Here is a 12,196-nt window from a genome sequence, read left to right as displayed (position 1 = left end):
GATGATTCGAAAAAATATATGCAACAGCAACAACTTAAGCATGAGAGGGATGACATTGATCGAGTTATTGCTCGCTGTCGCTATCGTGGGGATACTCGGTGCAATTGCTTACCCAAGTTATACAAACCATGTCATCAAAGCGCATCGAGTCACAGCAATGGCCGATATGACCAAGATGCAACTGGAGATGGAGACCTTGTACACGGGGAACTATGCATCGGCAGCAGAGAGTATAATTTCAGGAGGGACATGCTTGTTTTGTGATACCGATACTAGCCGGTACACGCTAGCGATATCTGCGAGTAGCTCCACCTATTCAATTCAAGCTGAACCACTCTCACCACAAACAAACGATGATTGCTTAGATTCGACGACCGATATTTTGGAGCTACACCATTCTGGCGTTTCAGAGCCAGAAGCGTGTTGGAAGTAACAAGAGCAACCCCCAAAGGGCTCTAGAATTTATCTGTGCAACCTCAATTCTTTCCTCTATGAGCTTCTTTTCTCTAACCTACAGACACAAAAAAGCCTGCTACATGAGCAGGCTTTTCTAATATTATCAACAACCTAAAGTATCAATAACCTAATACATCAATGAATTGATTACTTAGTTAGGTCATCGAAGAAGTTTTTAACGCCGCTAAAGAAACCTTCAGATTTTGGCTTATGCTTACTTGCCGCTTCACCACAACATGTTTCTTCGAATTCACGCAGTAGTTCTTTTTGGCGAGAGCTTAGCTTAACTGGAGTCTCAACCACTAGCTTAACGATTAGGTCACCCACACCGCCGCCACGAACGCCTTTCACGCCTTTGCCACGCATACGGAACATACGGCCCGTTTGTGTTTCTTCTGGCACTTTAAGGTTTACACGACCATCCAGTGTTGGAACTTCAACTTCACCGCCTAAAGCAGCCATTGAGAAGCTTACTGGAACCTCACAGTAAAGGTTGTTGCCGTCACGCTCAAAGATGTTGTGTTCTTTTACGTGTACTTGTACGTACAGGTCGCCAGCTGGAGCGCCTTGCTCTCCCGCTTCGCCTTCGCCAGATAGACGAATACGATCGCCAGTATCAACACCAGCAGGGATCTTAACGTTAAGCGTTTTCGTCTTCTGTTTGCGACCTTGACCATGACATGAGTTACATGGGTCTTTGATGATCTTGCCTTTACCATTACAAGTAGGACAAGTCTGTTGAACCGCAAAGAAACCTTGGCGCATTTGTACTTGGCCGTGGCCATGACAAGTGCCACATGTTTGTGCAGAAGAGCCCGCTTTCGCGCCGCTACCGTCACAAGTATCACACTCGACAAGAGTCGGTACTTCGATTTCTTTAGAAACACCACGAACCGCTTCTTCTAGAGAAAGCTCCATGTTGTAACGTAGATCTGAACCGCGTTGTGCGCGCTGTTGACCGCCACCACGACGACCGCCGCCGAAGATATCGCCAAATACGTCACCGAAGATATCGCCGAAGTCACCTTGGCCACCGCCGCCGAAACCACCGCCGCCGCCCATGCCACCTTGTTCAAAGGCTGCGTGACCGTATTGGTCGTAAGCTGCTTTCTTTTGAGAGTCAGTTAGGATCTCGTACGCTACTTTTACTTCTTTAAACTTATCTGCTGCGGTTTCGTCACCCTGGTTACGGTCCGGGTGGAATTTCATCGCTAAGCGTTTGTACGCTTTTTTAATATCGCGCTCTGATGCATCGCGGCTTACGCCTAATACTTCGTAAAAATCACGTTTTGACATGTTCTAGGTCACCAAAATAATTGCTACTACCGAATGATCACTTCAGTAGTCTGTGTATCAATCTAGATAAAAGTTCTGCCGGCTGAAATGCCGAATAAAGCTATTATCTAGATCGACAAGTCTAAATACAAATTTACGGGCGTGAGAGTTACCTCTGACGCCCGTATTAATAAGTCTTCGAGACAAATTTCTAAGCAGATAGCTTGAGTTCTAGGAGGAAGCGCGGAGCCTACGCTAGTAGGTGAGCACTTCCGACAACGAAATCAGGCTACTCTGCGACGAAATTATTTTTTGTCGTCTTTAACTTCTTCAAACTCTGCGTCTACCACATCGTCGTCTTGCTTAGGTTGTTCACCAGCGTCAGCACCAGCTTGTTCAGCTTGAGCTTTCTGTTGAGCAATTTCCATTAGCTTCTGAGCTGCTTGCATAAGTTCTTGAACTTTAGCGTCGATAGCTTCTTTGTCGTTACCAGATTTAACTTCTTCTAGTGCCGTGATAGCTGCTTCGATTTTAGCTTTCTCGTCTGCAGGTAGAGCTTCACCAGCTTCTTCTACTTGCTTCTTAGTGCCGTGAATCATTTGGTCAGCTTGGTTACGTGCAGTTACTAGCTCTTCGAACTTTTTGTCCGCTTCTTTGTTAGCTTCTGCTTCTTGTACCATTGCTTCGATCTCTTCCTCAGACAGGCCGCCTGATGCTTGGATAGTGATCTTCTGCTCTTTACCTGTTGCTTTATCTTTAGCAGATACGTTCAGGATACCATCAGCATCTAGGTCGAATGTTACTTCGATTTGTGGCATGCCACGTGGTGCTGGTTGGATACCTTCTAGGTTGAACTGACCAAGAGACTTGTTGTAAGTCGCTTGCTTACGCTCACCTTGAAGAACGTGGATAGTTACTGCGTTTTGGTTGTCTTCAGCTGTAGAGAACACTTGATCCGCTTTAGTAGGGATAGTTGTGTTTTTCTCGATAAGCTTAGTCATCACGCCACCCATCGTTTCGATACCGAAAGATAGAGGAGTAACGTCTAGTAGTAGAACGTCTTTAACGTCACCAGCTAATACACCACCTTGAACAGCAGCACCCATTGCAACAGCTTCGTCAGGGTTTACGTCTTTACGTGGCTCTTTACCGAAGAATTCAGTTACTTTAGCTTGAACCATAGGCATACGAGTTTGACCACCAACTAGGATAACGTCAGTGATTTCGCCTACAGATAGGTCAGCATCTGCTAGAGCTACTTTTAGTGGCTCAAGAGAACGTTGAACTAGGTCTTCAACTAGAGACTCAAGCTTCGCACGAGTCACTTTGATGTTCATGTGCTTAGGACCAGTCGCATCAGCAGTAACGTAAGGTAGGTTTACGTCAGTTTGAGTAGTAGAAGAAAGCTCGATTTTCGCTTTTTCTGCTGCTTCTTTAACACGCTGCATTGCTAGTGGATCAGCTTTAAGGTCGATACCTTGCTCTTTCTTGAACTCATCTACTAGGTAGTTGATCATGCGGTTATCGAAATCTTCACCACCAAGGTGAGTGTCACCGTTAGTTGAAAGAACTTCGAAAGTTTTCTCGCCTTCTACTTCATCGATTTCGATGATAGAGATATCGAATGTACCACCACCAAGGTCGTATACAGCGATAGTGCGATCACCACCTTGCTTGTCTAGGCCGTAAGCTAGAGCAGCAGCAGTTGGTTCGTTGATGATACGTTTAACATCTAGACCAGCGATACGGCCAGCATCTTTAGTTGCTTGACGTTGAGCATCGTTGAAGTAAGCAGGAACAGTAACAACTGCGCCAGTTACTTCTTCGCCTAGGAAGTCTTCAGCTGTTTTCTTCATTTTCTTAAGAACTTCAGCAGATACTTGAGGAGCAGCCATTTTTTGGCCTTGCGCTTCAACCCATGCATCACCGTTATCAGCTTTAACAATGTTAAAAGGCATGATTTCGATATCGCGTTGAACTTCTTCATCTTCAAAACGACGACCGATTAGACGCTTAATTGCGTATAGCGTGTTTTGAGGGTTAGTAACTGCTTGACGTTTCGCAGGTTGACCAACTAGCGTCTCGCCGTCAGTGTATGCGATTACCGATGCTGTTGTGCGTTCGCCTTCAGCATTTTCTAGTACGCGTGGTTTGTCGCCGTCTAAAACAGCAACACAAGAGTTAGTAGTACCTAAATCAATACCAATGATTCGACCCATCAGGCTATCTCCGAAATATAATCTATATTAGTTTTTTGCTATACCCACATATGTGGGGGGCGGTAATCAGGGATTCAACCCTAATACACAAAATTTAAGTGCAAATGTAATTTGCTTTCGTATGCACCATAGATAAGGGCTCACGAAGCCTTTTCAAGGGTGAAAATGGATTTTTTTACATTTATTTTAATAAAAGGAATGATTAGGCACGAATACATATCATTACCGCCTATATAAGTCCCATAACTGGGTTTATTCACCCTCGACTATCCTTTCTTGTAGCAAAGTCTTGTTTCTGTAAACGGGCTCTCAAAGAGGCTCCCTCACACAACAATTAAGGCCGCACTATCGTTTGTTGAGTAAAAGTAGATAAAGTGACCTTCTCACCCAATAAAAAACGGAGCCACTTGGGCTCCGTTTATCTACTCAGGGTTTCAGCTCAGATTAAATCTATAGCGGAAAGAGTCTCTGAATTAAGCTTCTGCTTTCTGTAGCTCAGCTTCTTCATTAGCTTCAACGCCAATTTCGTTTTCAGATTTAGCAACGATAGTGTTCACCGCTGTATCACCTACTACGTTTGAAGAAGTACAGAACATGTCACAGATACGGTCAACAGCAGCAACAATCGCTAGACCTTCTGGTGGTAGACCTAGTTGGTGCAATAGAACACCTACCATTACTACACCGCCACCTGGAACACCACCAGCACCGATAGAAAGAAGCAGGATAGTTAGACCTAGAGTGAAGATATCAGCAGTGTTGATTGGCTGACCAAATGCGTTTGCTACGAACATAGTCGCTAGTGCGATGTAGATAGATACACCAGACATGTTCATTGTTGCACCTAGTGGTACACCGAAACCTGCTACTGACTTAGATACGTTTAGTTTGTCAGTAAGAGTACGCATAGTTACTGGGATTGTTGCATTCGAACTTGCTGTAGATAGTGAGAATAGAACTTGCTCACGCGTTGCACGTAGGAACTGCTTTGGAGAAATACCAGTGAATGAACCAACCATCATTGGGTAGAAGAAGAAAATCCAGAACACTAGCATTGCAACCACAAGCGCCACATAGCCAGCAACTGACATTAGCGTGTCTGCATCCAGTGTTGCGCCCAGTTGAATCATCAGAGCAAATACACCGTAAGGCGCCAAGCTCATTACTAGGCCGATAAGCTTCATCATGATTTCGTTAGCCATCTTGAATGTCTTGATAGCTGGGCCACCACGAGAATCAAGCGCTTGAATAGCAAGACCTGTCAAAATTGCCATGAAGATGATTTGCAGCATGTCGCCGCTTGCGAACGCTTCTACAGGGTTACTAGGAACGATGTTAACAACAAGAGAGAAGATGTCTGGTGTTTCAGTTGTTGTAAGCGCAATTGTCTCAGAAACCGTACCCGCTAGATTCGCACCTGCACCTGGTTGGAAAATAAGACCAATCGTTAGCGCTGCTGAGATCGCGATGATGGTGTTAATAATGTAAAGACCAAAGGTTTTACCACCAAGACGACCAAATGAACGAATATCTTTTAGCTCAACAATACCGCAAACAATAGATACGTATACAAGAGGAACTACAAGTAACTTGATAAGTGATACGAACATACCACCAGCACCTTCTGCAGCACCAAGTAGATACGTATCAAAAATAGCAATACCGCTGAATAGGTACTGAATAGCAGTACCAATAAGTAGACCAGCAAACAAGCCTACAAAAATTTTACTTGAGAGCGATTTATCCATCGTTCTTCTCCAGTTTGTTGTGTTTGAAATTTGTACTTTTATAGTTATATATGCGATCAAAATCGCTATATGGCAGTGGATTTTACATACAAAGATAACAATTAAAAGTGTTTATTTACAAAAACATCACAAATGTGACATCAAAACATTTACTCATTCACAACAAGTTTCATAACACAAAACTCTAAATCGCTGATCTAAATGAAATAAAAAGAACGACATTCTCAATACGGTTTTGATGCTTATTTACGTGGACTCTCAAGCTATAGACATAAAAAAAGAGAGGCATATGCCTCTCTTTTCATTTCACGTAAACCAGTGATTTATTTTGCCGCCACGACTTACTCAGTCAATGCGCTAATCAATCAGCTGGCAACGTAATAAGTAATTACTTAGCAACCATAACCATCGCTGGGCGAACCACACGGCCGTTTAGTTCATAGCCTTTTTGCATTACAAACATAACCGTGTTTGATTCGTGATCTGGGCTTTCTTGGATAGACATTGCTTGGTGGAATTCAGGGTTGAACGCTTCACCTTCAGGGTTGATCTCTTTAAGACCAAACTTAGCAACTGTGTCTACGAACGTCTTGTGCGTTAGTTCAACACCTTCAAACAGTGGCTTAACCACTTCGTTTTCAGCGTCTGCCGCTTGCATTGCACGCTCTAGGTTGTCGATTACAGGAAGCAGACCTTCAGCAAACTTGTTCAAAGCGAATTTACGCGCTTTATCAATTTCTTGTTCGCTACGGCGACGCATGTTTTCAACTTCAGCTTTAGCGCGAAGAACAGAATCTTGCTGCTCTTTCACTTTAGATTCGCTAGAAAGCAGTGCAGCTTCCAGTTGAGCGATTTTTGCTTCCTGCTCATCAGCAGCGTCTTCATTCAGCTCAGCTTCTTCAACTTTCTCAGCTTCAGCGATGATCTGATCTAGCTCTTCTTCGGTTACTTTGTTTTCTTCGTTGCTCATGATATCTCCAGAATTCGTTTTCAATGCAAGTGACAGGCGTGTTTGCGCCCCAAATTGATATAAAACACTCGCATAGACGTTCAACTTGCCTTTATTATGGGGATGAAGAATTTTGATTCAAGCCTAATTCGTTTGGAAACGTTATGAAAAAGCCATTTGAAGTCATCGCCATTATCGGTAAACCTCGAGATCAGCAAGCAATTCAGACTCATAGAGAACTCTATCAGTGGTTAAGTGCTGAGGGTTATCAAGTGTTTGTTGATGACAGACTCGCCACTATTTTAGACGACATCCCAAAAGAACATTTTTCTAGCCTGATTGAATTAGGTAAGCGCGCCGATCTCGCCATTGTGGTCGGTGGCGACGGAAATATGCTCGGTGCCGCTAGAATCTTGTCACGTTTCGACATTTCAGTGATTGGGGTTAACCGAGGTAATCTTGGCTTCCTTACCGACCTCAACCCTGAAAATTTCCAGAGTGCGCTTACTGATGTTCTCAAAGGCGAGTTCATGGAAGAAGAACGCTTCCTGCTTGAAACAGAAATTCACCGTCACGGCCAAATAAAAAGCCATAATGCGGCACTCAACGAAGCGGTACTTCACCCCGGCCAAGTTGCTCACATGATCGAGTTCGAAGTATATATCGATGACAGCTTCGCCTTCTCACAGCGTTCTGATGGCTTGATCGTCTCAACACCGACAGGTTCTACCGCCTACTCGCTTTCTGGCGGCGGCCCTATCCTGTCATCAAGCCTAAATGCTATCTCACTAGTACCAATGTTCCCGCACACCCTTTCAAGTCGCCCACTTGTGGTGGATGGCAAGCGTCGTATCAAGCTTATCGTATCGCCTGATAACCGCGGAACTCAGGAAGTGAGCTGTGATGGTCAAATCTCGCTGCCTGTTTCTCCTGGCGATGAGATTCACATTTACCAAAGCCCAAATGTGCTCAAGTTGATCCACCCTAAAGACTACAATTACTACCATGTCCTACGTAACAAGCTAGGCTGGTCGAGTAAGCTGTTCTAAGTAAATAGTGAATAATTTTGAAAGGCTGACGACATTCGTCAGCCTTTTTTATTGCCGATTAAAAGCCCGCCATCTATATCTTCACGCCAACCCATCACACAGTCATTCCCAAGAGGGAGGAACGAGTGAGTTGGGAATCTATATTGCTTTCAGTGATCTACAGACAAGTTCAATTCTGAGAGCTATCGCAAAAAATTTTCACCTGTCGACTTTACTGTATAAAGAAACAGTATATACTGAGCTTATATACAGTATGTTCAGTTATACAGGTAAATAAAATGCTGGCTCATTTAAGTGTTAATAATTTCGCTATTGTTAAGTCTTTACAGCTAGAACTCTCTAAAGGCATGACAACAATCACCGGGGAAACTGGTGCAGGTAAATCTATCGCTATCGACGCTTTAGGCTTATGTCTTGGAGGACGATCAGATGCAGGAATGGTTAGACAGGGTGAAGAAAAAACCGAAGTCAGTGCCGCTTTTTTACTTGAGAACAATCTGCACGCTACCCGCTGGTTAGAAGACAACGAACTGCTTGATGGCAGTGAGTGCATCTTACGCAGAACTATCTCTAAAGAAGGTCGCTCTCGCGCATTCATCAACGGCAGCCCGGTTCCTCTTTCGCAATTGAAATCACTTGGCCAACTGCTGATCAACATTCATGGTCAACATGCTCATCATCAGTTAATGAAGAGCGACTACCAAATGGCCATGCTTGATCAATACGCAGGCCACTTGAACCTATTGAAGTCGACACGTAACGCTTACCAAGCATGGCGACAAGCAGATAATCACTTAAAAGAGTTACGTGAAAATAGCCAGCAAAACCAAGCTCAAAAACAACTTCTTGAATACCAAATCAAAGAGTTAAATGAGCTGTCTATTGGGGAGGAAGAATATGAAGACCTCGAACAAGAGCATAAGCGCCTCTCCAATAGCGGAGAACTGGCCACAACCTGCCAGCAAGCTATCGAGCTTATTTATGAAGGCGAAGAAGTTAATGCGCTTGGTATTCTGCAATCGGCCAATAACTCCTTAATTCAGTTAGCTGAGCTCGATGAAAGGTTGGCTGAATTACCGAATTTACTCTCTGAAGCGATTATTCAGATTGAAGAAACCAACAACGAGTTAAGAACATACCTAGACAGCATTGATGTCGATCCCGGTCGTATGGCTTATGTTGAAGAACGTTTCTCAAAAGTGATGTCGATATCTCGTAAACACCACGTGTTGCCTGAAGAGCTTTATAAGCATCATCAAGACTTACTACAACAAGTTGAAGCGCTTGATTGCTCTGATGAAAAGTTGGAAGAATTGGCAAACGAGGTAGAAAACCAATACCAATCGTTCGTTGCTAAATCAGAGAAGCTTCATAAATCTCGAACTCGTTACGCAAAAGAACTAAACAAACTGATCACGCAAAGCATGCACGAACTGAGCATGGAAAAAGCACAGTTTGCCATTGAAGTGAACAACACCAACACCCACCCTTCTCCATTGGGTATGGATAACGTGACCTTCATTGTTTCGACCAACCCAGGCCAGCCAATGCAGCCCATTGCTAAAGTAGCTTCTGGTGGCGAGTTATCACGAATCTCATTGGCGATTCAGGTAATCACAGCGCAAAAAGTAGACACACCAAGCCTGATTTTCGATGAAGTCGATGTGGGTATCAGTGGTCCAACAGCGGCTGTTGTCGGAAAAATGCTACGTAAGCTGGGCGAATCTACGCAGGTGATGTGTGTGACGCACTTACCTCAAGTGGCAGGTTGCGGGCACCAACAACTGTTCGTAGCTAAGAACACTAAATCGGGTAAGACAGAGACCCAAATGCACACCTTGGATCAACAACAGCGCATTTCAGAGCTTGCTCGACTGCTTGGTGGTAGCCAAATTACCGAATCGACGCTTGCCAACGCAAAAGAGTTATTAATCGCAGCTTAGGTTACATATTCAGCAACTTTCTGATAATTTACCGAAAAATCTTGGCAATTTTGCAACTTAATTCAAAATTGCCAGTCATAACAAGCTCAAAGCGCAAGGAGCTTTTTACTTCTTGCTGGAGCTTGTTTATTATCAGGCAGTATTTTAGCGAAGAAAGATCTCAAACTATGCGAATTAAAAAGTGGTTAGTTGCAGTTCCACTTGCACTAACAATGTTGACCGGTTGCTCTCTACTAGAGAAGTTGGTTTATCGAATTGACATCAATCAGGGTAACTATGTTGAACAAGAAGCTGTCGACCAGCTCAAGTTTGGCATGACAAAAACACAAGTTCGTTACGTTATGGGCTCACCTATGCTTATCGAAAATGGCTACCCAGATACGTGGTATTACATTTACCACCATCAAAAAGGTCACAACGACCCTATTCAGAAAAACCTTGTCGTGAACTTTGATGCTACAGGCACTCTAGTAACGATCAATGGTGATTTTGAAGCCAGTGATGAGTTCTTCGAAAGCCTTCGCTAGCTTTCAGCCAACAAAGCTCTCAAGCAAGAATCGTCAAAGCCTGCTCATGAGCAGGTTTTTTAATATCTGCTACAAATTAGCTGCTGTGTCTAACTAACAGCCACAAAAAAGCTCGCCAATATAGCGAGCTCTCTTCTTAGTTAAATTTGTTTTGCGTTACGATTTAGCTGCGGCCGCTTTCGCTTGTTCAGCACGCTTACGACGAATCTCTTTTGGATCGGCCAACAATGCACGGTAGATTTCGATACGGTCTTTATCACGAACCGTCGCATCTAGCTTAACGTTGCGGCTGAATACACCAACCTTATTTTTCGCTAAGTCGATCTCTGGGTACAATTCCAAAACGCCAGACTGCGCAATGATCTCTTCAACGGTCGCGTGCTTGTTCACTACCAAAGTAAACACACGCTGTTCTTGAGGAAGTGCAAAGACAACCTCTACGTGGATCATATCCGATTCAATAGTCATGGCTTAGTAGACCTGTTTCGCGCGTTGAGTAAAAGCACTGACCATATTGCTCGTCAGCTCATTGAAAATCTTACCAAATGCCATTTCAATCATTCGGCTAGAGAACTCAAACTCTAGCTTAAGTTCAACCTTACAAGCTTGCTCGTCGAGCGGAGTAAAGTACCAACCACCCTGCAGCTTTTTGAACGGGCCGTCCACCAGCTCCATCAAAATCTCAGCACCATCCGCTAAGCGATTCGATGTGGTAAATGTTTTGCTGATACCCGCTTTAGAGACATCAACCGAAGCTACCATAGTTGAATCTGAAGATTCGATCACACGTGAACCAGAACACCCTGGCAAAAACTCGTGATAACGAGCAACATCATTGACCAAGCTGAACATCTGGTCGGCACTAAACGACACTAATGCTGAACGAGTAACCTTTGGCATATAGACTCCTGTTAAAGACAGCGTTACATTAACACAAACTGCAATTTTAATTGTATTGGGCCAGAGCGCAAATAAAAAGGATTCCCCAACTAGGGTGCAATCCGTATAATGAGGCCATTATGGCAAAGAATAAATCAAAATCAAAAGCCGGTAGTAATACCATTGCGCTTAATAAGAAAGCTCGCCACGAATATTTCATCGATGATGAGATAGAAGCGGGGCTTGAGCTACAAGGCTGGGAAGTAAAATCCCTACGTGAAGGCAAAACCAATATCGCAGAAAGCTACGTTTACATCCGAGATGGCGAAGCATTCATCAGTGGTATGACGATTACTCCGCTTACTCAAGCGAGTACTCATATCGTGGCGAACCCAACACGTATCCGCAAACTCCTTATGTCGAGAAAAGAGCTCGACAACCTTATCGGTCGTATTAACCGTGAAGGCATGACACTTGTCGCAACCGCACTTTACTGGTCTCGCTCTTGGGCGAAGATTAAAGTTGGCGTAGCGAAAGGTAAAAAACTGCACGATAAACGTACTGATATGAAAGAAAAAGATTGGGCGAGAGATAAAGCACGAATTATGAAGAGTAATTTGCGTTAATTTTAAGCACTTAAACGCACAGTGCTAGACAGGGTAAGCTTTTCTGGTACTATGCAAATAACACTTGGGGCTGATTTAGGATTCGACAGGAATTTTGAAGTCTGAGGTGCATGCCGTGGGGCGGTTGGCCACGTTAAAAGCCGCAAAAAAATAGTCGCAAACGACGAAAACTACGCACTAGCAGCTTAATAACCTGCTCAGAGCTCTCTTACCCTAGCTTCCGCTCGTAAGACGGGGACCAATAAGAGATCAAACCCAAACTAGCTAGCGTGGCTTCTCCCACCTGAGAGGAAAAGCGCGAATTATAATTCAGGTTAGCCTTTAACTAGCGTGTCGGTTCGCAGGTTGCTGGTGAAATTAAAGATCGACTAAGCATGTAGTACCAATGATGAATGATTTTTGGACGCGGGTTCAACTCCCGCCAGCTCCACCAATTATAAGTTTAAAGACGTCCTAGGGCGTCTTTTTTCTTGCCTACAGCATAATAAAATCAATAACTTACAATCCATTAACGTCCGTAGCGTT

The 12,196-nt window shown here is 43.9% G+C and carries 11 protein-coding genes and 1 other RNA gene; 6 read left to right on the top strand and 6 right to left on the bottom strand.

Going from position 1 to position 12,196, the window contains the following annotated elements:
• Window position 1: 1 nt before the first annotated feature.
• Complete coding sequence (locus tag FTW16_RS12975; protein WP_146491361.1) at window positions 2-433, top strand: type IV pilin protein; 432 nt, start codon at window positions 2-4, stop codon at window positions 431-433.
• Between the two features lie 170 nt (window positions 434-603).
• Here FTW16_RS12975 and dnaJ read toward each other — a convergent pair whose 3' ends face one another.
• From dnaJ to grpE, 4 genes are all read right to left on the bottom strand, one after another.
• Complete coding sequence (gene dnaJ, locus FTW16_RS12970) at window positions 604-1,752, bottom strand: molecular chaperone DnaJ (RefSeq protein WP_048608049.1); 1,149 nt, start codon at window positions 1,750-1,752, stop codon at window positions 604-606.
• 284 nt (window positions 1,753-2,036) lie between these two features.
• Window positions 2,037-3,950: a molecular chaperone DnaK gene (dnaK, locus tag FTW16_RS12965; RefSeq protein ID WP_019823919.1), complete on the bottom strand. Its 1,914-nt coding sequence runs from the start codon at window positions 3,948-3,950 to the stop codon at window positions 2,037-2,039.
• Between the two features lie 473 nt (window positions 3,951-4,423).
• Window positions 4,424-5,698, bottom strand: coding sequence for a dicarboxylate/amino acid:cation symporter (locus tag FTW16_RS12960; RefSeq protein WP_019823920.1), 1,275 nt, complete (start codon window positions 5,696-5,698; stop codon window positions 4,424-4,426).
• A gap of 388 nt (window positions 5,699-6,086) precedes the next feature.
• Complete coding sequence (gene grpE / locus FTW16_RS12955) at window positions 6,087-6,668, bottom strand: nucleotide exchange factor GrpE (RefSeq protein WP_019823922.1); 582 nt, start codon at window positions 6,666-6,668, stop codon at window positions 6,087-6,089.
• A gap of 143 nt (window positions 6,669-6,811) precedes the next feature.
• Here grpE and nadK point away from each other — a divergent pair, with 143 nt between their 5' ends.
• From nadK to bamE, 3 genes are all read left to right on the top strand, one after another.
• Window positions 6,812-7,696, top strand: a complete 885-nt coding sequence (gene nadK / locus FTW16_RS12950) for an NAD(+) kinase (RefSeq protein WP_017066747.1) — start codon at window positions 6,812-6,814, stop codon at window positions 7,694-7,696.
• 278 nt (window positions 7,697-7,974) lie between these two features.
• Window positions 7,975-9,639: a DNA repair protein RecN gene (recN, locus tag FTW16_RS12945; protein ID WP_146491360.1), complete on the top strand. Its 1,665-nt coding sequence runs from the start codon at window positions 7,975-7,977 to the stop codon at window positions 9,637-9,639.
• A gap of 167 nt (window positions 9,640-9,806) precedes the next feature.
• Window positions 9,807-10,166 (top strand): outer membrane protein assembly factor BamE, encoded by a 360-nt coding sequence (gene bamE, locus FTW16_RS12940; protein WP_009848326.1) that lies wholly within the window; start codon window positions 9,807-9,809, stop codon window positions 10,164-10,166.
• Window positions 10,167-10,322: 156 nt separating this feature from the next.
• On the opposite strand, the gene FTW16_RS12935 is transcribed toward bamE, so the two are convergent.
• Window positions 10,323-10,634 (bottom strand): RnfH family protein, encoded by a 312-nt coding sequence (locus tag FTW16_RS12935; protein WP_146491359.1) that lies wholly within the window; start codon window positions 10,632-10,634, stop codon window positions 10,323-10,325.
• Window positions 10,635-10,637: 3 nt separating this feature from the next.
• On the bottom strand, window positions 10,638-11,066 hold the full coding sequence (locus FTW16_RS12930; RefSeq protein WP_017106599.1) for an SRPBCC family protein: 429 nt from the start codon (window positions 11,064-11,066) through the stop codon (window positions 10,638-10,640).
• 119 nt (window positions 11,067-11,185) lie between these two features.
• On the opposite strand from FTW16_RS12930, the gene smpB reads away from it, so the two are divergent.
• Both smpB and ssrA read left to right on the top strand, forming a co-directional pair.
• Complete coding sequence (smpB, locus tag FTW16_RS12925) at window positions 11,186-11,671, top strand: SsrA-binding protein SmpB (protein ID WP_004735156.1); 486 nt, start codon at window positions 11,186-11,188, stop codon at window positions 11,669-11,671.
• Between the two features lie 66 nt (window positions 11,672-11,737).
• Window positions 11,738-12,104, top strand: a transfer-messenger RNA (tmRNA) gene (gene ssrA / locus FTW16_RS12920).
• The last annotated feature ends 92 nt before the right edge of the window (window positions 12,105-12,196 follow it).

Source organism: Vibrio sp. T20 (assembly GCF_007858795.1).
GTDB lineage: Bacteria > Pseudomonadota > Gammaproteobacteria > Enterobacterales > Vibrionaceae > Vibrio > Vibrio satsumensis.
This window is presented reverse-complemented; position numbering and strand designations above follow the sequence as displayed.

Coding starts and splice junctions, on each gene's coding strand:
- smpB (WP_004735156.1), top strand. CDS start 11,186: ATGGCAAAGAATAAATCAAAATCAAAAGCCGGTAGTAATACCATTGCG.
- nadK (WP_017066747.1), top strand. CDS start 6,812: ATGAAAAAGCCATTTGAAGTCATCGCCATTATCGGTAAACCTCGAGAT.
- bamE (WP_009848326.1), top strand. CDS start 9,807: ATGCGAATTAAAAAGTGGTTAGTTGCAGTTCCACTTGCACTAACAATG.
- FTW16_RS12960 (WP_019823920.1), bottom strand. CDS start 5,698: ATGGATAAATCGCTCTCAAGTAAAATTTTTGTAGGCTTGTTTGCTGGT.
- FTW16_RS12930 (WP_017106599.1), bottom strand. CDS start 11,066: ATGCCAAAGGTTACTCGTTCAGCATTAGTGTCGTTTAGTGCCGACCAG.
- dnaJ (WP_048608049.1), bottom strand. CDS start 1,752: ATGTCAAAACGTGATTTTTACGAAGTATTAGGCGTAAGCCGCGATGCA.
- grpE (WP_019823922.1), bottom strand. CDS start 6,668: ATGAGCAACGAAGAAAACAAAGTAACCGAAGAAGAGCTAGATCAGATC.
- FTW16_RS12975 (WP_146491361.1), top strand. CDS start 2: ATGATTCGAAAAAATATATGCAACAGCAACAACTTAAGCATGAGAGGG.
- recN (WP_146491360.1), top strand. CDS start 7,975: ATGCTGGCTCATTTAAGTGTTAATAATTTCGCTATTGTTAAGTCTTTA.
- dnaK (WP_019823919.1), bottom strand. CDS start 3,950: ATGGGTCGAATCATTGGTATTGATTTAGGTACTACTAACTCTTGTGTT.
- FTW16_RS12935 (WP_146491359.1), bottom strand. CDS start 10,634: ATGACTATTGAATCGGATATGATCCACGTAGAGGTTGTCTTTGCACTT.